The organism is Pseudomonas sp. GW823-FHT06E10 (assembly GCF_058794995.1).
The window spans coordinates 222723-243779 of sequence record NZ_JBXAHJ010000004.1 but is presented as its reverse complement, the minus strand read 5'-3'; the positions used below and the strand labels follow the sequence as shown (position 1 = coordinate 243779).

General features: G+C 56.7%; 20 protein-coding genes and 2 pseudogenes. 11 read left to right on the top strand and 11 right to left on the bottom strand.

The genetic code is table 11. The features are described 5' to 3' along the window. Nucleotides 1-31: 31 nt before the first annotated feature. Both AC1Q6Y_RS08930 and pdxR read right to left on the bottom strand, forming a co-directional pair. On the bottom strand, nucleotides 32-1102 hold the full coding sequence (locus AC1Q6Y_RS08930) for a sugar phosphate isomerase/epimerase family protein (protein ID WP_492624412.1): 1071 nt from the start codon (nucleotides 1100-1102) through the stop codon (nucleotides 32-34). Nucleotides 1103-1214: 112 nt separating this feature from the next. Next, the gene (pdxR, locus tag AC1Q6Y_RS08925; protein ID WP_057714879.1) at nucleotides 1215-2723 is read right to left on the bottom strand and encodes a MocR-like pyridoxine biosynthesis transcription factor PdxR; all 1509 of its coding nucleotides are present in this window, start codon (nucleotides 2721-2723) and stop codon (nucleotides 1215-1217) included. A gap of 267 nt (nucleotides 2724-2990) precedes the next feature. On the opposite strand from pdxR, the gene AC1Q6Y_RS08920 reads away from it, so the two are divergent. After that, nucleotides 2991-5114 carry a TonB-dependent receptor gene (locus AC1Q6Y_RS08920; RefSeq protein WP_492624411.1) on the top strand — a complete coding sequence of 708 codons (2124 nt, stop codon included), beginning with the start codon at nucleotides 2991-2993 and terminating at the stop codon, nucleotides 5112-5114. A gap of 113 nt (nucleotides 5115-5227) precedes the next feature. Here the strand turns inward: AC1Q6Y_RS08920 and AC1Q6Y_RS08915 are convergent, their stop codons facing one another. The 9 genes and pseudogenes from AC1Q6Y_RS08915 to AC1Q6Y_RS08875 all read right to left on the bottom strand — a co-directional run bounded on the left by AC1Q6Y_RS08915 (nucleotide 5228) and on the right by AC1Q6Y_RS08875 (nucleotide 11869). After that, entirely contained in the window at nucleotides 5228-5680 is a 453-nt protein-coding gene (locus AC1Q6Y_RS08915; protein ID WP_057714877.1) for a thiol-disulfide oxidoreductase DCC family protein, read from the bottom strand. Nucleotides 5681-5791: 111 nt separating this feature from the next. Further along, nucleotides 5792-5998: a co-regulatory protein PtrA N-terminal domain-containing protein gene (locus AC1Q6Y_RS08910; RefSeq protein WP_407515455.1), complete on the bottom strand. Its 207-nt coding sequence runs from the start codon at nucleotides 5996-5998 to the stop codon at nucleotides 5792-5794. 73 nt (nucleotides 5999-6071) lie between these two features. Further along, nucleotides 6072-6725: a hypothetical protein gene (locus AC1Q6Y_RS08905; protein WP_492624410.1), complete on the bottom strand. Its 654-nt coding sequence runs from the start codon at nucleotides 6723-6725 to the stop codon at nucleotides 6072-6074. Nucleotides 6726-7003: 278 nt separating this feature from the next. Beyond that, nucleotides 7004-7282, bottom strand: coding sequence for a DUF2790 domain-containing protein (locus tag AC1Q6Y_RS08900; protein ID WP_057714874.1), 279 nt, complete (start codon nucleotides 7280-7282; stop codon nucleotides 7004-7006). Between the two features lie 312 nt (nucleotides 7283-7594). Next, nucleotides 7595-7930 (bottom strand): hypothetical protein, encoded by a 336-nt coding sequence (locus tag AC1Q6Y_RS08895; RefSeq protein ID WP_349734056.1) that lies wholly within the window; start codon nucleotides 7928-7930, stop codon nucleotides 7595-7597. A 169-nt stretch (nucleotides 7931-8099) separates the two neighbouring features. Continuing rightward, nucleotides 8100-9074 (bottom strand): annotated as a pseudogene (locus tag AC1Q6Y_RS08890) (methyl-accepting chemotaxis protein); the annotation flags it as partial. A gap of 288 nt (nucleotides 9075-9362) precedes the next feature. Then, nucleotides 9363-9665: pseudogene (locus AC1Q6Y_RS08885) on the bottom strand (PAS domain-containing protein); the annotation flags it as partial. Nucleotides 9666-9880: 215 nt separating this feature from the next. Next, a complete protein-coding gene (locus AC1Q6Y_RS08880) occupies nucleotides 9881-10417 on the bottom strand; it encodes a P-loop NTPase family protein (RefSeq protein WP_407515457.1) in 537 nt (178 codons plus the stop codon). 114 nt (nucleotides 10418-10531) lie between these two features. Beyond that, the gene (locus AC1Q6Y_RS08875; protein WP_492624409.1) at nucleotides 10532-11869 is read right to left on the bottom strand and encodes an MFS transporter; all 1338 of its coding nucleotides are present in this window, start codon (nucleotides 11867-11869) and stop codon (nucleotides 10532-10534) included. 228 nt (nucleotides 11870-12097) lie between these two features. Here AC1Q6Y_RS08875 and AC1Q6Y_RS08870 point away from each other — a divergent pair, with 228 nt between their 5' ends. The 10 genes from AC1Q6Y_RS08870 (at nucleotide 12098) to AC1Q6Y_RS08825 (ending at nucleotide 21056) form a co-directional block, all read left to right on the top strand. Continuing rightward, the gene (locus AC1Q6Y_RS08870) at nucleotides 12098-12664 is read left to right on the top strand and encodes a nucleotidyltransferase family protein (protein ID WP_492624408.1); all 567 of its coding nucleotides are present in this window, start codon (nucleotides 12098-12100) and stop codon (nucleotides 12662-12664) included. A 57-nt stretch (nucleotides 12665-12721) separates the two neighbouring features. Continuing rightward, on the top strand, nucleotides 12722-12883 hold the full coding sequence (locus tag AC1Q6Y_RS08865; protein ID WP_090455146.1) for a DUF2986 domain-containing protein: 162 nt from the start codon (nucleotides 12722-12724) through the stop codon (nucleotides 12881-12883). A gap of 426 nt (nucleotides 12884-13309) precedes the next feature. After that, nucleotides 13310-13996: a GntR family transcriptional regulator gene (locus tag AC1Q6Y_RS08860; protein WP_057714869.1), complete on the top strand. Its 687-nt coding sequence runs from the start codon at nucleotides 13310-13312 to the stop codon at nucleotides 13994-13996. Between the two features lie 194 nt (nucleotides 13997-14190). Beyond that, entirely contained in the window at nucleotides 14191-15039 is an 849-nt protein-coding gene (locus AC1Q6Y_RS08855; RefSeq protein WP_154909029.1) for a glycine betaine ABC transporter substrate-binding protein, read from the top strand. Nucleotides 15040-15117: 78 nt separating this feature from the next. Next, nucleotides 15118-16236, top strand: coding sequence for a quaternary amine ABC transporter ATP-binding protein (locus AC1Q6Y_RS08850; RefSeq protein WP_057714867.1), 1119 nt, complete (start codon nucleotides 15118-15120; stop codon nucleotides 16234-16236). After that, entirely contained in the window at nucleotides 16233-17081 is an 849-nt protein-coding gene (locus AC1Q6Y_RS08845) for an ABC transporter permease (protein WP_154909030.1), read from the top strand. Before AC1Q6Y_RS08850 ends, AC1Q6Y_RS08845 begins: the two co-directional genes overlap by 4 nt. Next, entirely contained in the window at nucleotides 17078-17929 is an 852-nt protein-coding gene (locus tag AC1Q6Y_RS08840; RefSeq protein ID WP_057714865.1) for an ABC transporter permease, read from the top strand. The genes AC1Q6Y_RS08845 and AC1Q6Y_RS08840 overlap by 4 nt, the downstream gene beginning before the upstream one ends. A 12-nt stretch (nucleotides 17930-17941) precedes the next feature. Next, nucleotides 17942-18940 (top strand): 4-hydroxyproline epimerase, encoded by a 999-nt coding sequence (locus AC1Q6Y_RS08835; protein ID WP_492624407.1) that lies wholly within the window; start codon nucleotides 17942-17944, stop codon nucleotides 18938-18940. Between the two features lie 112 nt (nucleotides 18941-19052). Further along, nucleotides 19053-20036 (top strand): GlxA family transcriptional regulator, encoded by a 984-nt coding sequence (locus AC1Q6Y_RS08830; protein WP_489340622.1) that lies wholly within the window; start codon nucleotides 19053-19055, stop codon nucleotides 20034-20036. Between the two features lie 297 nt (nucleotides 20037-20333). Continuing rightward, entirely contained in the window at nucleotides 20334-21056 is a 723-nt protein-coding gene (locus AC1Q6Y_RS08825) for a GntR family transcriptional regulator (protein WP_090455155.1), read from the top strand. The last annotated feature ends 1 nt before the right edge of the window (nucleotide 21057 follow it).

Sequence of the window (21057 nt, the reverse complement as noted above, 5' to 3'; positions counted from 1 at the left end):
TGGGTAGGCAGTGCCGGTCGGCACGTCAGGTTCAGGCGTTAGCGCAATGGGCCAGGGTCAACTCGGCCAGGGTGCGGAACTCGGCCAGCAGACCTCGTACGTAGGCGACCTGGTTGTTTGCCCAACGGTGCTCATCGGCCAGCATTCGCTCCAGCGAGAAGCCTTCCGGCAGCGCTGTTTCACTCATTTCCCGGTACGCAATGAGCGGGTCGGCGGCTTCGTCGAGCTGGCGGAACGCCGGGGCGACGTAGTGGTTTTCCTGCTCCAGAATGAAGGCGATCACTTGCGGGGATGATTCGCCGAGCATCAGCAATTCGAACAACATGCGTGCGTTGGGCAGGTCGTCTTCGTCACAGCCTTGCAGCACACCGTAATGCCCGAAGCCGTTTTGTTCAGGCACGATGCGCACACCCTTGAGGTGGGTCTGGCGTATGTGCGGCGCCAGGGTGCGCAGTGCCGCCAGGGGCTGCTCGCAGGCATTGATCATGTTGCCGAAGTCGAACAGCGCGTGCAGGCGAGGGTGGTTCAGCCGGTTCAGCAGTTGCGCGATTTCGGCGCTCTTGAGTTCTTCATGCTGTTCGAAGTCGAAGAACAGGTCGTGCTCGTCTGCCTGTTGCGCGAGGTAGTGCAGGTCTGACTCGATCACGTCCATGACCCGGGACAGCGCCCCTTCGTAGCGTGAGTAGACACGGATGTTGCGGGTGCCCAGCGTCTTGGCAATGGCGATCACTTGATCGACATCTTTTTTCAGCGTGCTGCTGATTTCCAGATGCACATCCAGCCCCAGTGCATTGGCCTTGGCAGCGAACGCCAGAAGCTGCGCGGTTGTCATTTGACTGAGGCTGTTTTCCTCACCGTCGAGCAGGTGCAGGCTCAGGCCCTGCAGTTCGTGGCGATAGGCAAAATCCAGCAGGTCGCCAGGGGTGACACGGCCGTGGGTCAGGTTGGTCAGCAAGGGGTAGGCATGGGCAAACAGGCGCAACTGTGCCAGTCGGTCGAGCAACCGGTGGGCCAGTGCCTCAGTCAGTACGGGGGGAGTTCCGGCCTCGACAGCCTTATGGCTGAGCAAGGCGTTGAATCGTTCCTGGATCTTATTGTTCATTCGAGTCGTTCCTGGTTCAGACACCGGGTCTACCGGCGCAGCCTTTATCGCGCCAGTCAGGAACTCTCGATAGATCCATTATCAGTTAAATCATAAGACCACTTGCCTTGGGTCAAGTAGCCGGTTGCAGGTAGCCCATTTTGTCCAAGGCCTGGGCCAGTGCTTCGACGCGCGCCTGGGCCTGGTCCTCGGGGGTGCTGGCAAAGCCGATCAACAGCGCCGGTGGCAAGACATGTTCGACGCAGTAGTCACTCAGGGGATAGGTATGAATGTCATGCTGGCCGAGTTCCCTGGCCAGGGCATCGTCATCGAGATGCGCGGGTAACCAGGCGATCAGGTGCATGCCGGCTTCCACTGGCGTGATCCTGAAGAAAGAGCCCAGCCGTTTCTGCAGTTGTTCGACCAGTGCCTGCTGGCGAGCCTGGTACAGGGCGCGCATTCGGCGAATATGGCCGAGAAAGTGGCCTTCGCGCATGAAGTCCGCCGTGGCGGCCTGTAGCAGCGTGGGCGGGCTGCGATCCATGACCGCCCGCAGGGTGCAGAAGGGTTCGATCAAGGCGTTCGGCAGTATCACGTAACCCAGTCGCAGCGAGGGGAAGAGCACTTTGCTGAAGGTTCCGGCGTAGATGACCCGGGCCCATTGGTCCATGGCATAGAGTGCCGGCAGGGGGCGACCGTTGTAGCGAAATTCACTGTCGCAGTCGTCCTCGATGATCCAGCTTTGATTCTGAGCGGCCCAGTCGATGAGTTCCTGGCGTCGCCCATAACTCATGGTGACGCCCAAGGGATGCTGACGGGAAGGTGTGGTAAACACCAGGCGGGCGTCAGGACACAAAGCCAGGCCTTGCCGGACATCGATCCCCTGTTCGTCGATACGCAACGGCACGACCTGACCACCTTGGGCCTGGAGCGCAATCCGCGCCGCGATATGCCCCGGATCTTCCATCCAGAAACTGTCCTGCGGATTGAGCAACAGCATGCCCAGCAGGTTGAAGGCTTGCTGGGCGCCGGACACGATGACCACCTGATCGGCAGTGCAATCGATGCCACGGGCATCGAAGACGTACTCGGCAATCGCCTCGCGCAGGGCCAGCAATCCCTGTAGTTCGCCATAACCGAGCATGGCCTTGGTCGGCTTGTGCAGGTGGCGGTTCAACAGCCGCTTCCAGACCGATTGCGGGAATGCATCGTAGGCGCTGTGGCTGGGCAGGAACGAGGTCGGGCTCCCGGTCGCCCAGTCGGCATAGGAAACGCCGCGAAAATGATCGCTGCGCAATGACAGCATGGACTGGCTAAGGTCGGACAGGCGCGGAGGCTGGCGCTTGTGTTCATCGTCTTCAATACCGCGGCTTTCCCATTCATGGCCGACATAGGTCCCGGCCCCGGTCCTCGACGTCAGAAAACCTTCGGCAATCAGTTGATCGAACGCATTGAGAATGCTGATTCGCGACAACTGCAGTTCCTTGCTCAGGGTCCGGGTGGAGGGCAGGCGCACGCCTCCCTGAATCCTGCCACTGAGGATCTGTTTGCGAATCTGCAAGTAGAGTTGGCGGTACAAGGGGATGGAACTGGCACGGTCCAGCTCGATACCTGACAACAGCAAACCTGCGGAGGATTTCATTTTTGGTTCGTCTGGATGAAGTGTGGTTTGACCTGAATTGCCGTCAGGCACCCGGAGGCGAAAGGGTATCGAGGGGGGCTGGATAAGTCATCCACCACAGCGTCAGCGTCACAATAATGTGGCTGCCGAGTACGGCAGTGCACTAACGCTTCTGTCGACCGCCCATGAAATTGAGACGATCGTTCTGAGTTGCATATAGGAATGATATGTATTTACTTACAAAAGATAATCGTTATTATTCGCGCGACAATTCAAACAAAGGTGTCCATGGTGGCTCGATCGCGCATTTACCCAGCCTCTCTGTCGTTGCTGGGTGTTCTGGTTGTACCTGAATTACAGGCAGAAACGGAGTCTGCTCTAACCCTACCGGCAACCGCTGTGAACAGTGAGTACAGCGAGCAGAGCTACATGTCGACCGAGAGCAGGAGCGCGCTGAAGATCGACGCCCCTCTGCGAGATATCCCGCAAACCGTCAATGTGATTCCCCAAAGCGTCATCAAGGATCAGGGGGCGCGGTCGATGGAGGACGTGCTGAAGAACGTCCCTGGTATCGGCCTGTCCAATGGTGACGGTCAGCGCGATCAGGTCACCATCCGTGGTTTCAGTGCCATTGGCGACATGTATGTCGACGGCATTCGCGACGATGCGCTGTACTTCCGGGATCTGTCCAACGTCGAGCGGGTGGAAGTGATCAAGGGGCCGGCTGCGGTGCTCTATGGCCGAGGCTCTTCGGGGGGGCTGATCAACAGCATCAGCAAGACACCCAACTTCGCACCCAAGCAGGAGGTCGGCGTCAGTGTCGACAGCGAGGGCGAAAAACGCACTCAGTTCGATGCCGGTTGGGCCGATCAGCAGCAAGGCAATAAAGCCTTTCGTGTGACAGGCGCGCTGGAGAACAGTGACACCTACCGGGATGACGGCTACATCGACCGCAAGGCCATCGCGCCTTCGGCCTACTTCAAGCTCTCGGATGATCTGGAACTGGACCTGGGTGCTACCTATCTGTATGACAAGCGCCTGATTGACTTCGGCATCCCGGCACGAGGCGACCGCCCGGTCGATGTGGACCGCGACAAGCGCTTCGGTGCCGCCGACCCGGATGATGACTACACCCGCAGCGAAGTGTTCTCGTTCACGGCGGGTGTCGACTACCGGATCAACGACGATTTCAGCCTGAGCAATACCAGTCGTTACTACCACTACGACCTGGATCGCAACAACACACTCGCTGACTCCAGCCCGACACGTTTCGTCACTGCTCCCAATGGTGAACTGCTGGTAAAACTCAACCGCGGCAACGTGCAGCGCAAGGAGGACGGGTGGTTCAACCAGACCGAACTCAAGCAGCGCGCCGTGCTTGCCGGGATGAACCATAACCTGCTCTATGGTGTGGAGCTGGGGCGCCAGGTGAAGGACCAGTCCGTATTCAGCCAATCCAATGTGGCCAGGGTGCCGGTGTACCGCGATGCCTTGGTCGACGTGCCGTTCCAGGCCAACCGGCAAACCGCCAAGGGTACCAACACCCAGGACACCGCCGGCTTCTACGTACAGGACCTGATCGAACTGGCGCCACAGTGGAAGGCACTGCTGGGTGTGCGTTACGACGTGTTCGACCAGGAGTACGCCGATGACCTGACGCACAGCGAGCTGTCCCGCACCGATACGACCTGGAGCCCGCGAGTCGGTCTGGTCTACCAGCCTGATCAAGTGCAGTCCTATTACGTCTCGGTGAGCCGCTCCTACCAACCCTCCGCCGAGATGTTCGCCCTGAGCACGACGAACCAGGATCTTGAACCAGAGGAAACCACCAACTTCGAGATCGGCGGCAAGTGGGACCTGTTCGACAATCGCCTGGCGTTGACCGCGGCGCTGTTCCGCCTGGAACGCACCAATATGAAAACCAGCGATCCGGCGAACCCGACCAAACTGGTGCTTGCGGGAGAGCAGCGTACCGACGGCCTTGAGCTGACCGCCAGCGGGCAGTTGAGTGACAAATGGCAGGTCTATGCCGGTTACGCCTTTCTGGATGCCGAAATCACCAAGTCCAACAGCTTTACCAACGGGGTCGCCAACGAAGGGCAGGTGCCGACCCTGACGCCGCGCCACAGCGCCAACCTGTGGTTGGTGCGTTCACTGACGCAAACCTGGCGTGTGGGCATGGGGGCCAACTATGTCGATGATCGCTATACCGCGCTGGATAACAATGTGGTCATGCCGGCTTACACAACCGTGGACGCCGCGCTGCTGTACAACGAGCCGAAATGGGACATGGCCCTGCGTCTGCGCAACGTTTTCGACAAGGACTATTACGCTTCGGCGCATGGCTCAGTGGATCTGATCACACCGGGTGCCCCACGGACGCTGGAGCTGAGCACCAACTATCGCTTCTGAGTACAGACCTGAAGAACGGGCGCCCGGCATTGTCGGGCGTTTGTTTGAGGGGATTGTCTCCTGAAGCGATAGCCGGTTCCTCAGGGCGATCCGGTTAATGCGCATGAGGGCGTTCACAGGGGGGCTTTCAAAAAGCGCTGTTCATGATCAGGGTCCGGCAACAGGCATGTGTCGTATTTCCCGAAGAGCCGATAACGATTAAGCGCAATGCGGTCGTATGCCCAATCCAGAAGCGTGCGAGGAAAAATGCGCAACAGAAGCACGGGGTGCCAACGTGCGGGCAACTGGGCAATGACTTCGAAATATGCTTGCGAACGCTCCCAGTAGTGTCGGTCGCGGATCACCGCCATGGTGTGGAACTGATCCAGGGGCAAACCTGCCCATGCAAGCAGAGCCTGCCCCTCGGGTGACTGAACCGCCGCCAACCGCACGCGCCGCTGGCGGTCATGGCGAATCAAGAATCTCACCCAGCCATTGCATAGCTTGCAGACACCGTCGAACAAAACAACCGTCTCTCCCGGTTTGAGCAACGGCGCGGGTGAGGGGCGGGTTTGCGAGACTGGCATAGGCGTGGGTCCAAGGGATCTCGGTTAAACCGGCGCTAGCAACACCTTGGGTACTGCTAGCGAGGCTTGAGGCTGCACATTTCTGTCAGCCGGGGGGACAGGCTACATCGATCAGCTGTTGGTGTGATTGGCAGCCTTGGCTTTGCTTTCAGCGACAGCGGCTTCAGCCTTCTGTTTCTGTGCAACCAGGAAGGCCTCCATCGAGACTTTCCGGGCCGACTCCATGCGATTGAACGTCTTGTCACCACCACCTGTGGCCATCGCCAGAGAAGAAGCGGTCAGAGCGGCGATTACGAAAAGGGCTTTCATGGATTTCATTTGGGTATCCTCAAGTGACATTTTACGAACTGCTAAAAATGGGTTTTATTGGCTAAAGCTGAACTTTCTTGTCTCACCATCCAGCCAGGGCGGCGTTTCCTGGTGACCAGGTGCCTTGCTCCCTACGCGCTTCGGCGTCTCTGCTTTTTGCCCAGGTAGTGAGCAGTACCATCGCTGCGAAACCACCGACGATGAGTACCGGATAGGCTGCCAGCAACTCCACCAGCGAATACTTCCAGGCCAGCGGACGACCAACACCCAGCATGGCGGCATAGAACCACGACACGCCAGAGAGGGCGCCGGAGAACAGCGCCAGCATGCGCAAGCTGAAGGAGAGTTTGAGTAACGAACCGGCTTTTTTCAGCGCCGGCAATACAGCGCTATGCAACAGGAAACCGTTAAAGGTCAACAGCACAACTATGCCGATTTTGGCTTGCAATTTTGGATTGAGGAAATATTCCATCCCCTTGCCGGCATAATCGATCCCGACAATACCAATGCCCGTAATCCAGAGCGCTACAAGTGCAAGCACTACGGTTTTTTGAAGGCTTTCCATGTGCGCGTCATCGTGGTGGCCTGACGCATCTCCCTTCAGGAGTTGCTTGACCATTGCAATGTCGCTGGTCAAGACCAGCCCGATTGCTACGCAGCAGGCGATAAGATGAAAATATACAACGCCTAAACGCACATATTCCACGGTGGACGAAGAGAACATACTAAGTTCCATGGTGACCTCTTGGTTTCAATAGTGAATCAACTTGGCTCTATGCACGGTTTGATTGGAATTTACCGTTGCTGACTGCCATTTAGATCCAGCAATTGTTATCAATTAATCTTGCGACATTAAGCCACCAAGATAAAAGTGAGTTTCTCGAATGAACGTTTAGTCATTCGATCATGTCCATTTTCAGGTAACAAAAAACCTCAATCGCACTGAGTGCATGGGAGGTTTAACTTCCGCTTCTGGGGGGGGCGGTGAGGCCCGGAATCCGATCGACGAGCGGATCAGGCAATGCTGGTGGGGTTGGCAGGGCTTGCACCCCATTCGAGGAAACGGATCTTGTGAAGCTCACCCTGGCTGTCCAGGTAGACCACAGTCACTGGTACTACGCCGGTCTTGTCGGATGTATCGGTGCGCTGCAGTACCTGTTTCACATCGATGTCCATACCGTAGTGATAATCGACGGCTGAAACATGCGCGCCGGGTTCTTGCAGGTTGTTCTGGTCAAAGACACTGGGTGCGAGACTGGAAATCACGGCACTGACAATTGTGGCCATGCTCATAAGGCTATACCTCCACTGAAGTTCGCTTGACGGGGACCTAATGTGACACGTTGAGTAAGTGAAGTTCACCTTACCGCGACGAACGTGCCTGCCTGAAAAGCCTGTAGTGGCTGCAAACTCCCGGCAATTCCCCACGCTTGACGCCTCTCGACCATTCGTCCTTTTAACCCCGTATTTGTTGACCAAAGTCCGTTTTTGAATGATGTCATGACATGTCATGATGGATTTTCATGCAGGGTGAATCAGTGATTTGCTGCCTGATGCCAAAGGCAAAAAAGCCCGCTCAATGGCGGGCTTCGTAATCGGCTTTTCCTATGGTGCGTCGCCAAAACCCTTACGGAATTCGTCTTCAAGCTTCTGACAAGTTTCTACGATTATGCTTTTCCCGACTGCAGGGCCGGAGTAGCTGTTTACTTCCTGGCGGCATAGTTCGACGGCATCTCGGGCCTGCATCATTTCCTTGTCTTGCGACCTGTTACTGACAGAAGAGCCGAAAGCCAGGTACAAGGTGATGGCGATAATGGTTCCGATGAGGACTTTGCCGACAGGGCCCATTCTCTTTTCTGACGGTAGTGGCCGCCCAGGCGGGATTTGTATTTTCTGCCTGAGGTCGGATTGGCAGTGCTTGCATAGAATGGCTTCAGCCATGATGACTTCCGCGCAATAAGGGCAACTCATTTTTCCAGCCTCCACAGATGAAACTCCTTTTTCAAAACAGGATTCTATCATTGGGACTAGGGGCGTTGAGGGACGCGTCGCTGTTTTCCACTGAGGCTGCCTGTTGTCCGGATGCAAGATGGTCAACAGGCACTGATGGCTATCGGCTGAAACGTTCGGCCAGGCTGTGCAGATAATCGGCCATTACTTCCAGATCCTGGCTGATCGCCGCGCCTTGCTTGGCCTGCCCGGCACTGTGGTCGCACAGTTGGGCAATCCGGGTGATCTGCTGATTGATATCTTCAGCCACGTGACTTTGTTCTTCAGACGCCGAGGCCATCTGCTGGCTCATGCCGGTTATCCGGGTGACGGCCTGGCTGATGCCGACCAACGCCGACTGCACCGCCTCGACACTTTGCATGCTTTCGCGGGAAATCTGCTCGCCACGATTGGCCGTTGATACGGCGCGATCGGCACCGGCATACAGTGAAGCGATGATGCCGTGGATCTGTTCGGTGGAGGTGCGGGTGCGTTGTGCAAGGGAGCGCACCTCGTCGGCAACCACGGCAAAACCGCGGCCTTGCTCACCTGCCCGGGCCGCCTCGATGGCCGCATTGAGCGCCAGCAGGTTGGTCTGTTCGGCAATGGAGGTGATGACATCCACGACACTGCCGATCGATTGCGTTTCGCTCGCCAATGCATTGACCGCCTGGCCAATCTCGTTGACCGCCTCATGCATGGTTTTCATGGCGCTCAGGCTTTGCCGGGCCAACTCACTACCGTCACGGGTCAACTGGTCAGCCTCCGACGCGGCATGTGCGGTGCTGATGACGTTCTGCGTGACTTCCTGAATGGTGGCGGCCATCTGTGAAATGGCGGCGGCAGACTGATCGGTTTCACTGCGCTGACGATCAAGCGACTGCGCCTGGGAACCTGAGAGCTCGGATGATTGCGCCGCCTTGGCCTTGACATTGACCCCGGCATCGACGAGCCGGCTCAGGGCTGTCTGCAGGCGCGCTTCCTCACTGACCATGGCCATGTCCAGTTGCCCCTGGGGGCCGTGGTTATCGCTGTAGGTGAGGGCGACCAACGGATCGGAAAAGGCTTTCGGATGCTCGGCCAGGGTACGCTCGATGGCCTTGCGATTTCGGGACTCGATCAGGTACCAGGCAACTCCAAGGCTCGCGATCAGGACCCCTTGTGCCGCGGTTGTCGATAGCCACTGAATACCGAGCAGTGTAACCCCGCCAGCCATCAATAATGGCCACCCCTGTCGCAGTGGCCGGAAAATCCGCGCGCTGCGCGCAATGATCGGCTTGCCGGCCCGCATTCTGGAATAGAGCGCTGATGCCCGGCGGACCTGGTCGCGGCTGGGCACCGAGCGGACCGACTCGTAGCCACTCATGCGTCCGTTTTCATAGATGGGCGTGACGTAGGCACTGACCCAATAGAAATCACCATTCTTCGAGCGGTTTTTCACAATACCCATCCAGGGTTTGCCTTGCTTGATGGTGTGCCACATATGCACGAATACCCCGGGTGGCATATCGGGGTGTCGAACCAGGTTATGGGTCTGACCCACCAGTTCGTCGTAGGTGAAACCGCTGATGGCAACAAAGGCGTCGTTGCAGTAAGTGATTCGGCTATCCAGATCGGTCGTGGAGATCAATCGCTGTTCGGTGGGGAAAACTCTTTCATGCTCGGTTACGGGTAAATTCACACGCATACAATGCGACCCCTCGGATTATTATTATGTTGAGCATATAAATCAGAAATGCGCCCAGGCATTGCGCCAGCCGGGCAAGGCGTCAGATCGGGGGATTCAACGCGCGGGCCCGAAGAGAAATTTATGGACGGGGGAGGCTATCGACCATTCATTCGACGACAATTTCTTGTCATTTCATGACAAATCGGCGATATCAATGTGAAATCATGCGCCCTCTATACAGGGCAGGTGCCTGGCATTGCGGGCAAGCCATGGAGAAAGGCGGCAATCTGCTGGCTATTGCACAAATGCACCACAGGAATCCGCGGGCCTGTGGTCAGGCGCACCGCCTCGATACCGGGGCGGTAACCCTGATCGAAATTCCACACAAAGTTCAGAAAGGTCAGGAACGCCCGGTCGAGCTTCTCTGGGCAACCGGCTGCAAGGTCAGGGCGAGGGCGCTTGCTGATGCTGCGCATGATCACTCGGGCGAAGCAGGTCAGGCGCGGCGTATCGAGCCAGATGATCAGGTCGGCCCGGGGCAGGCGAAGGTCAAAGGTGCGCCGGGCATAGTTGCCTTCACAAATCCAGGTATCCGCTGCGATCGCGGCGCTGACCCGCGCGCGGAATTGCTCCGCGTCGGGTTCTATCCAGCCGGGCTCCCAGAACAAGGTATCGAGGTGCACCACGGGCAGGCCCAGACGCTTGCCAAGGGCGCGGGCGAGGGTGGATTTGCCGCTACCGGCATTGCCTAGAATTACAATCCGTTGCATGAGTGACGTCCTGTCGCGAAAAAAACCGGCAATTGTGCAGGGTTTTGACGGCCAGTCAACGGCCGCTTAGGGAGACCTCGATCACGTGACACCTGGCCGGCTCGTTTCGTGTTTTCAGGCGGATGCGCCCACGCCCTCGGCTTTCTCCTGCGTCGCAACGTCATGCAGGGAAATCCTTGAAGTCTCCGGTAATGCCAGCCCGCCCGCCAATGCGAGCAATGCAATCGCAATCAGGTAGAACGCCGGCGACAGGTTGCTGCCGGTGGTGCTGATCAGCCACGTTGCCACCAGCGGCGCGGTGCCGCCGAAAAGGGTGTACGCCATGTTGTAGGTGATCGCCGAGGCGGTGTATCGAGTACGGGTAGGGAAGGTTTCCGAGAGCAAGGCCGCCGTTACCACGCCGCACAACACCGCCCCAATCGCCAGGAGCATGACGCCGACGATGGACGCGGCGAACGAGCCGGAGCTGGCCATCAGGAACGATGGATACACGACCAGGATCAACAGCGCGCATGCGGTCATCACCGTGACACGACGCCCAACCCGGTCCGAATACAGCCCGGCCAGCGGGCAGATCGCCGCAGCGAACAGCAATGCAATCAGTGACACCAGCAAGGCTGTTGCGCGACTCAGGCCACCGGCCACTTGCAGGTAGGTCGCGAAGTAGGTGGTGAACATATAAAACGAAAGTGCCGTGAGTGACACAAAAGCGCCCAGGCAACAGATCGCCGCACCATGGTTGCGCAAGGTTTCCTTGAGTGGAGAATGTGCGACAGCATGTTCCTGAGTCACCGCCTGGAATGCCGGTGTCTCATCGAGCTTCCAGCGCAGGTAAAGACCCACCAGGCCCAGGGGCGCGGCAATCAGGAACGGCAGGCGCCAACCCCAGCTCCCCATTGCTTCGGCCGACAATGACGCCTCGAGCGCGTAGGCCACCACGGCGGCTGCGGCGAAGGCGGAAAATGTCGACACCGGAATGAAGCTGCCGTACCAGGCGCGCTTGTCACTCGGCGCATGTTCCATCAGGTAGGCACAGGCACCTGCGTATTCTCCGCCGGCGGAAAAGCCTTGGGCGCAACGGATCAGGGACAGAAGAATCGGCGCCATGACCCCGATTGCCGCATAAGTGGGCAGCAGGCCGATCAAGGTCGTGGCACCGGCCATCAGCAGGATGGTCATCGCGAGGGTGCGCTTGCGGCCGATCCTGTCGCCCAGCATGCCGAAGAAAATCCCTCCAAGAGGCCGAAACGCAAAGGCCACGGCGAATACCGCAAAGGTCTTGAGCAGCGCGGCACTGGCATCGCCGCTGGGGAAGAACTGCTGGGCGATGGTCGTGGCCAAAAAGCCATACACCGCAAAGTCGAACCACTCGACGAAATTGCCGATGCCGGCAGCCACAATCACTCTTCTCAGTGTTTGTGGGCTGACTTGTTCCGTAGTTGCGTTCGTCATGCTTGACCTCGACAGTTCGTCAGTAAGCTATCGATTATCGTGGCAGGCACTGAGGTGGTTCACTTCAAAAGTGTCACCCACATAGTCAGTACCGACTTCAGGCTATTGAATCAGGCATGATTCGCGCCAGATTGGCCGAGGGAGAGAAAAGGGCGACTTTTTTGCAAATTTGAAAAGCGTTGAGGGTATTGTCGGTCGCCGGGATTAGATCAATCAGAAGGGATGAAGATGACATTGACTGTCGAAAGCCTGGTCAGGATCGCAATGACCAATCCGGTAAACGCAGAAATTTCCGCTCGTTTGCCGGAGCTCGGTTTGAACCAGTGCATGCTCACGGCCGGTTGTTTGTTCCAGGCCGTCTGGAATCAACAGGCACAGCGACCGCCAGAGTGGGGCGTGAAGGATTACGACGTCTTTTACTTCGATGATGACCTGTCATGGGAAGCTGAGAATGAGGTCATCGAATCAGGTCAGCGTCTGTTCCAGGACCTGGACGTGAACATTGAGATCAAGAATCAGGCCCGCGTCCACCTGTGGTACCGCCAGCGCTTTGGCGGGGATTATCCAAGGCTTCAGTCGGCTAAAGACGGGATAGATCGCTACCTGATTGCCGGCACCTGCATTGGCCTGGATATCGAAACGGGTGAGGTCTATGCGCCCAACGGCCTGGCCGACACCGAGCACGGGCTACTTCGAATCAACCCGAAGAATCTCAAGCCAGAGCTGTTCGATCAGAAGGCGAGAAGTTATCAGGATCGCTGGCCCTGGCTCAGGATCGTGGAGCCGCAAAGTTGAATCGGCTAAATGTCTCAAGCTGATATCATTCAAGAATTACAGGCTGAGTAGAACAACATGAACCGTCAAAAGAAACTAAAGCAACTGTTCAAGGCTAAGGCCAAAAAGGCCAGTGCCAAACTGGCACCGAAGAGCAAGCCTAAATACATTTGTAAAGCGGACCGATTGAAGCTGGCGGCAGAAACCACTGACGAGTCAACGATCGCCTCTGAGAGCTGATACAGGTCGGGCCGCGTAGACGTGGTCGACCCCTTCCTTCAAGTCGAAGCCGCTTCGCGGCTTTGAATGACCAGATCCCCCTCGCTACATTTCTCGAACATTGCCCTGTTTGTCATATCGGCAGCATGTCGTTTGCGGTCTTGAAAATGGCGCCGTCGGACATCCGACCCAGCCAGGTGCCCGATCCCGAGGCCGAAGGGCCGTTCAATTTGCGACAGGTTACATTTCTGTTAACGACCCTATGATTTCGGTTTGAAATTTTATCTATTTGATTTGTAAGGAAATAATCTATTTCCTATGTGTGTTCTTACAGTATTTTCTGTGTATACATAAAAAATACAAATCATTGACGACACCCGAAACCCGTGCGAATCTGAATTCAACAACAAGCCGTAACCGCTGATTTGACTGCCTCGGGAGGTCATTGTGAAAAACGGCAAGAGCACTCTTTATGACGACCTCAAGCGTCAGATCCTCACGATGGAGCTCGATCCTGACGAGGCGCTGGATGAGGTTGCCATCAGCGAACGGTACGGGCTTTCGAGAACCCCGGTGCGAGAAGTATTTCGACGTCTTGCCGGTGAGGGGTACATCGATATCAGGGAGAACCGCGGTGCCCGGGTGATTCCCATGAACCATTCGACACTGCGAAATTTTTTCCTGGTGGCTCCCATGGTGTACGCCGCGATAGGTCGCCTGGCCGTTCAGAATTTCAAGGCTCAGCAGCTGGTTGACCTGAAGGAAACGCAACGCCGTTTCCGTGCTGCGACGGTGTCCCGTGATGCCCTGATGATGGTGGTGGAAAACAATCGATTCCACGCAATCATGGGTGAAATGTCGGGCAATCAGTACCTTGAGCCCAGCCTCGAAAGACTGCTGATTGATCACGCACGGATTGGTCATACATTTTTCCGCCCTCGCGATGAGGACATGGAACAACGGCTACAGCTTTCCGCAGAGCACCACGATTCTTTTATTGAAGCCATTGAGCGTCGTGACGAGAGCGCTGTAGTTGACCTGGTCTTTGAGCATTGGGAGCTCTCCCGCGAGAACATGGAAATGTTTATCGCGCCCAATGGAATGAAGGCAGACCTGCCAACTCCATTTAAATAATACCGGTCCTCGCTTAATTGGCATGAGGATCGATACGAGTTGATGTCGCAGAAACGGCGGCATTGAATATCAATCCGGATACGGATTGATAGGCAACAACAACTGAAACAGATGGTGAGCTTATAGCTGTGCACCACGGGCCTCTATTGTTTAGAGACTAATATAAAAAGTATTAACGTAGATCGAGGAACGCCATGAAGAAGATTTGGAAGGCAGTCTGCGCGGTCGCGATGATGGGCATGGTAATGCTGCCTGTTCACGCGGAAGAAAAAACAATCACCATGGGCACGTTGACCTGGGAAGACTTGACACCCATTACCGGTATTACCAAAAAGGTGCTTGAGGATTCCGGTTATAGCGTAAAAGTCATCGAGTTTTCCGAGTGGGGTATTGCTTATGCCGCTCTGACCAAAGGTGATATCCAGGTACTTGCCTCACAAACCGACTACGCGGCGAATGACTACTGGAACAAAAACAAGAACCGCCTGGAAAAACTATCCCCGGTTTCCTATGGCCTTTACCAGGCGATCGCCGTACCTAAATACGTCGACATCGATTCAATCGAACAACTCAATGACAACGCCGAGAAATTCGGCAACAAGATCATCGGTATCGAACCAGGTTCGGGCTTGATGAATGACGCGAGCAAGGCGGTAAAGGACTACGGCATCAAGTTGCAACTGCTCGAAGGCAGTACCGCTGCCATGACAGCCGCATTGAAATCGGCAGTCGATCGTAAAGAGTGGGTTGCCGTCACTGTGTGGGAGCCTTCATGGATGGCGCAGAAGTTCGACCTGAAGTTCCTCAAGGATCCAAAGGGTGTGTTCCCACCGCCACAAGGTTACTACTGGATTGGCCACAAGGATTTCTCAAAGGAAAACCCACGTGCACGTGAAGTAATGGCCAGCGTATACGTGCCGATTTCAGATATCACGGCAATAAACGGTGAAGTAAAGGACGGCAAGACCATGGAGCAAGCCATTCAAGGCTGGACTGATGGGCACGCTGACCTGTTGAAGCGCTGGGAAAACATAAAGAAATAACGAGCATCTTTTTAAACGCCACTGCCGCCCTTTGATTCATTAGAAAAACCAGAAAAACTGGTTCGACGGGTACGAAAAATGACAACGCCCAACATTGATACCAACGAAGTGCTGATAGATTGCCAGTCAGTCTGGAAAATCTTCGGGAAAGCCGCACCTGCTGCGATGAATGCCGTCGTTCAGCAGGGGCTCACCAAGACTCAGATCCTGCAAAACTACGGCTGCGTGGTCGGGGTCTCGGATGTCAGTCTCCAGGTTCGCCGGGGAGAGATCTTCTGCATCATGGGATTGTCAGGCAGTGGCAAATCTACGCTGATAAGGCTGTTGAACAAACTCATCACACCCAGCGCCGGCAAGATCGTAGTCAAGGGCAAAGAACTCTCGTCGTTGAATGCCGCACAACTGCGTGAGGTGAGGGCACGTCATATCGGGATGGTTTTTCAGAGCGTTGCGTTGCTGCCTAACCGTACGGTTCTGGAGAACACGGCGTTTGGACTGGAAGTACAAGGCGTGGGCAAGGCAGAGCGCTACAAGGTTGCCGAGCAGGCCTTGGCCAAAGTCGGGTTGAGCGACTGGATGTCGCGCTACCCCAGCGAATTGTCCGGGGGCATGCAACAGCGGGTAGGGCTTGCCAGGGCAATCACCGCAGACCCGGAAGTGATCCTGATGGATGAGCCTTTCAGTGCGCTCGACCCGTTGATTCGCCGGCAGTTGCAGGATGAGTTCCGGCAACTGACCAAGGAACTGGGCAAGTCTGCAGTATTCATCACTCACGATCTGGACGAAGCGATTCGTATCGGCGACCGGATCGCGATCATGAAGGACGGCGCGATCATTCAGGTGGGGACGGCCGAGGAGATCGTCCTCAACCCCGCGGACGATTACGTCGCGGAATTTGTCGCCGGTATCTCCAGGTTGCATCTGGTCAGGGCAAACTCCGTCATGACGCCCGTGGAGTCATTCAAGGTAGCAAACCCCGGCTGCGACATCGCCCGGCTCATCAAAACCTCAGTCGATGCGGATATCAACGAGCTTATCGGCTTGACGATGAAGTCCGAGCGCGACGCACTCGCTGTGGTTGATAACGGAGTGGTAGTGGGGATCATTACGCCGCGTGATTTGCTGCGTGGCGTCCAAGGTATTCCAAACGAGTTCGCGGTATCGAAGGCCGCCACTGCACTGGAGGCCTCAACATGAGCACGCCTGACTTTTCCAACCAATTCGATTCGGTCGTCGACTCGAGCCTTGAATGGCTAATGGACAATGGAGAGTCCGTGTTCGACACGACCAATGCGTTTTTGAAGGGCGTTTACGAAGGCGTGCAGTGGTGCATCGCCTACCCACCTTACTACGTCATTGCGATAGCCATTGCCCTGATCGGCTGGCGGGCTGTCGGTTTGCGTTTCGCGATCCTTACCGGGTTGGCCTTGTTGTTTTGTGATGTCATTGGTTTATGGCCAGAAACAGTCAGCACGCTTGCCCTGGTGCTGACATCTACCGTGCTTGCCTTGGTGGTGGCGATACCACTGGGCGTGCTGGCGGGGCTCGCGCCTTCATTTGATCGGGTCGTGGATCCGTTCCTGGATCTGATCCAGACCATGCCGCCCTACATCTACTTGCTGCCGGCCATTGCGCTGCTGGGCTATGGCACCGCCACGGCACTGTTGGCGACTTTTATCGTGGCTGTGCCACCCGCCATGCGCCTGACCTCCCTGGGGATTCGCATGACGCCAAAAGAGTTCATCGAACTGGGGGACGCCAGCGGCGTCACCGGATGGCAGATGTTCTTCAAGATCCGCCTGCCGTTTGCCATGCCAAGCATCATGGCCGGGGTCAATCAAAGTCTGATGATGGCCTTCGGCATGGTGGTCATCGCCGGCATCGTCGGTTCCGGCGGCCTGGGTGAATCGATCTATGGCGCTGTTCGCACGCTGGACATCGCCAAGTCGATCAACGCAGCCATTGCCATCGTGATTTTGACCATGATTCTGGATCGATTGGCGCAGAGCGCCGCACGTTCCCGGATGGGAGAATCGAAATGAGTTCAGCAGAAATCCATTTTTCACCAGGCGCATTTCTCGCACCCGCCGTCGATTGGCTCAACGCCAATTTGCATGGGCTGTTCAAAGTCATCAGCCAGGTGATCGAGGCGGTACTGGGCGGCGTTGAGGGTGCATTGCTTGCGCCGCATCCCTATGCCCTGATCGGTGGGGTAGTGGTGTTGGCATTGTTTTTTGCCAACAAGAAAGTGGCCCTGTTTGCCGGGTTGATGTTGGCATTCTGCCTGTTCTCCGGGCTGTGGGTCGCGTCCATGCAGACCATTGCCCTGGTCTCGGTTGCGGTGCTGATTTCGGTATCCATCGCCTTTCCGCTCGGCGTTCTGGCAGCACGGGTGAAGCGGGTCGACGAGGCATTCTTGCCGATCCTCAACATCATGCAAACCGTACCGCCTTGGGTTTACCTGATCCCGGCCGTGATGCTGTTTAGCCTGGGACGGGTGCCCGCGATCATTGCGACCATCGTCTACGGCATTCCACCGATGCTCAGATTGACGACCCTTGCCTTCAAGCAACTGCCCAAGGAGTTCCTTGAACTGGGCCAGGCCATCGGTGCTTCGCCGAGGGCGATACTGTTCAAGATCGAATTGCCGACTGCCGCGCCGACGCTGTTGGTGGGACTGAACCAATGCATCCTCCTGTCGCTGGCAATGGTGGTGTTGGCAGGCCTGGTGGGGGCGGGTGGACTGGGTGCTGAAGTCACCCGAGGCCTTACAAGGATGGAGATGGGGTTGGGCCTGCGTGCTGGCCTGGCGATCGTCGCTGTCGCACTCCTTCTGGATCGGCTGTCTCGCGGCGCGTTGCAGCGTCACTCCCCGCGCAAACTCGTGTAAGAGATTTTCAGAATGAGACGTAGCTTTTTTTGTATTGATTCCCATGCGTGCGGGAACCCGGTTCGCGTCGTCACGGGTGGCGGGCCATTGCTGCCATCCGTCTCGATGGCGGAGCGACGCGAAATATTCGTTCGCGATCATGACTGGGTGCGCACGGCGTTGATGTTTGAGCCGCGAGGGCACGACATCATGTCCGGCGTGATCATCTATCCATCCTCCCGTGAGGATTGCGACTTCGGCGCCTTGTTTATCGAGGTTAGCGGGTGCCTGCCCATGTGCGGGGCGGGCACCATCGGATTATCTACCGTCGTCATCGAAGAAGGCCTGGTCACGCCTCGCGAACCTGGTCGGCTGGCCATCGAGACACCGGCAGGTCGCGTGGATGTCGACTACACCATGAACGGTGAATATGTTGACTCCATCCGCCTGTTCAACGTGGCCAGTTATCTGCACAGCGCCGATGTGGTGGTGGATGTGCCTGGTGTTGGCGAGCTTGTCGTAGACATTGCCTACGGCGGTAATTTTTATGCGGTGGTCGAGCCGCAGGAAAACTGGCCGGGTTTGAACGGATTGACCACGGCAGACATCGTCAGCCTGAGTCAGAAGCTGCGCGCCGCCTTGTCTGAAGTCAGTGACCCCGTGCATCCAGAAAACAGCAGGATCAGTGGCGTTCACCATGTCATCTGGTGTGACGAGGAACACTCGACGGCAGCAGACGGGCGCGGTGCAGTATTCTACGGTGACAAGGCGATTGATCGCTCGCCCGGTGGCACAGGTACTTCGGCACGAATGGCGCAACTGTTTGGCAAAGGACGGTTGAAGGTCGGAGACACGTACCGCAACGAAAGCCTGATCGGTACGATCTTCGAAGGAAAAGTCGAAGCGTCGGTGAAAGTGGGAACGTTTGACGGTATCAGGCCAAGTATCGGTGGCTGGGCGCAGATCACCGGACACAACACCATTTTTGTCGATGACAAAGATCCCCTTCGTCATGGCTTTCAGCTTGCTTGACCCGGCAGGAGTGGCGTCAGGATGATGGGCTTCTCAACGCTACAAATGACGCATTCTCGAACGTAATAGAGTGGATCGAAGATTGATCGAAAGACGCCAGTTTAGCGGAGGCATGAAGGGGAAAAATCTTCGCTATGTGAATGACAACCCCAACCAGCCGACGCAAATGGTTCGAGCCGGATTTCTGTTGCTCGAACATTTCTCTTTACCTGCGTTCACCCAGGCGCTGGATACGATTGTCACCGCGAATCTACTGCGTCCCAAGCTGTTCTCGTCCCAGACGTTCGGCTTGAACGACGGTGAGGTCATCAGTGACCTGGGCCTGGTCATCCGGCCAGATGCCCGTATCAATTGTTCGGTACTTCAAGACCTGGACATGCTGGTCATTTGTGGCGGTTACCGGACAGAGCTCAGGGCTACCGATGAGTTCATACAGTTACTCAAGACAGCTGCGGGCCTGGGCATCACGCTCGCCGGATTGTGGAATGGCGCATGGTTCCTGGGGCGCGCCGGATTGCTCACGGGTTACCGTTGCGCCATACATCCTGAGCACCGTCCCGCACTCGCCGAGTTCTGCAAGGCGACACAGGTCAGCAGTGAGCCTTATGTGATAGACCGAGACCGGCTTACAGCCTCCAGTCCTTCCGGGGCATTCCACATGGCGCTGGACTGGATCAAGGGGCTGCACGACAAAGCGCTGGTCGAAGGCATCGAGGACATTCTTGCTTTTGAAGAGTCTCGCTACCGGCGCATCAAGCCGACAGAAAACATCTGTTTGAGTGCGCCGCTACGGGAGGTGGTCAAGCTGATGGATGCCAACCTCGAAGAGCCCCTGGAACTGGAGCAACTGGCGGCCTACGCCGGCCGCTCACGCCGGCAACTCGAACGCCTGTTCAGGGAGCAGTTGGGCACTACACCGCAACGCTATTACCTGGAGTTGCGCATCACCGAAGCGCGTCGGCTCCTGCAGCATACCGAGCTCTCGCAAGTCGACGTGCTGGTTGCCTGTGGCTTTGTTTCACCCAGCCATTTCAGCAAGTGCTACAGCTCTTATTTTGGCTATCGCCCGTCGAAGGAAGTCCGGCTGGTCAAGTAAAGACGCCGTGATTCAGAACCCGCCAATCGTGAGGCGAACACGCTCAGGGATATGCCTGGGCGGTGTCACGACGATCACCCCTGATTGCGCAAGCGAAGCGGCCCTGACGCCTGTCTTCGTCAAAATCCGGCGCTGCGGCGCCACCCGATAGCCGCGTCTCCAAAACCATCCATCGCCTCGGGATGAAGGCTGTTTTGAATGTGTATTTTAATTGTAGACACAAAGAATAACGTTGTTTTATAGTGAGAATACAGGTAGTAGACAGCGTTCACTCACCCGTACAAAGGTTTCTAATAAATGGCTACCAAAGAACTCGATCTGCAAGCCACCGCGGATCTGCCCGTTGACCGTAAAGCTGTGCTGGGAGAGGCGTTGCGTCGCCGGATCCTGAGCATGGAGCTGGCACCTGGCGCAGTCGTTGACGAACTGGCCTTGTGCGACGAGTTCGGCCTATCCCGACCACCTGTGCGCGAACTCATGCGGCAGATGGCGGCCGAGGGATACATCGATCTTGAGGCGAACCGTGCCGCCCGCGTGTCGTCGATGAGCTACCAGTCGCTCAGAAGCTTTTTCCTGGCAGCCCCGTTGATTTACATCGCCACCACCCAATTGGCGGCCGCCCATGCAACGCCATCGGAGATTGCAGAGCTCAAGCGCATCCAGGCGTTCTTCCGCACGGCCATCGAAGAAAAAGATGTAGAGAAGCGAGTGCTCTACAACGACGAGTTCCATCTGCAGATCGGCAAGATGGCTCACAACGCTTACTTGATGCCAAGCCTGCAACGCCTGCTGATCGACCATGCGCGGCTGGGGAAGATCTTCTATCGCCATCCCACGACAGTGGACATGCAAGAAGACCTGGAAGTGGCGGCGCAACAACATGACGAAATGATCAGTGCCATTGAAAACCATGATCAGGTTCTGGCGGGAGATATCGTGCGCGCGCATCTGGAATTGTCGCGACGTCGTATGTCCGAGTACGCCGCGCCGGAAGGGTTGGATGTGGCACTTACCTACTAAA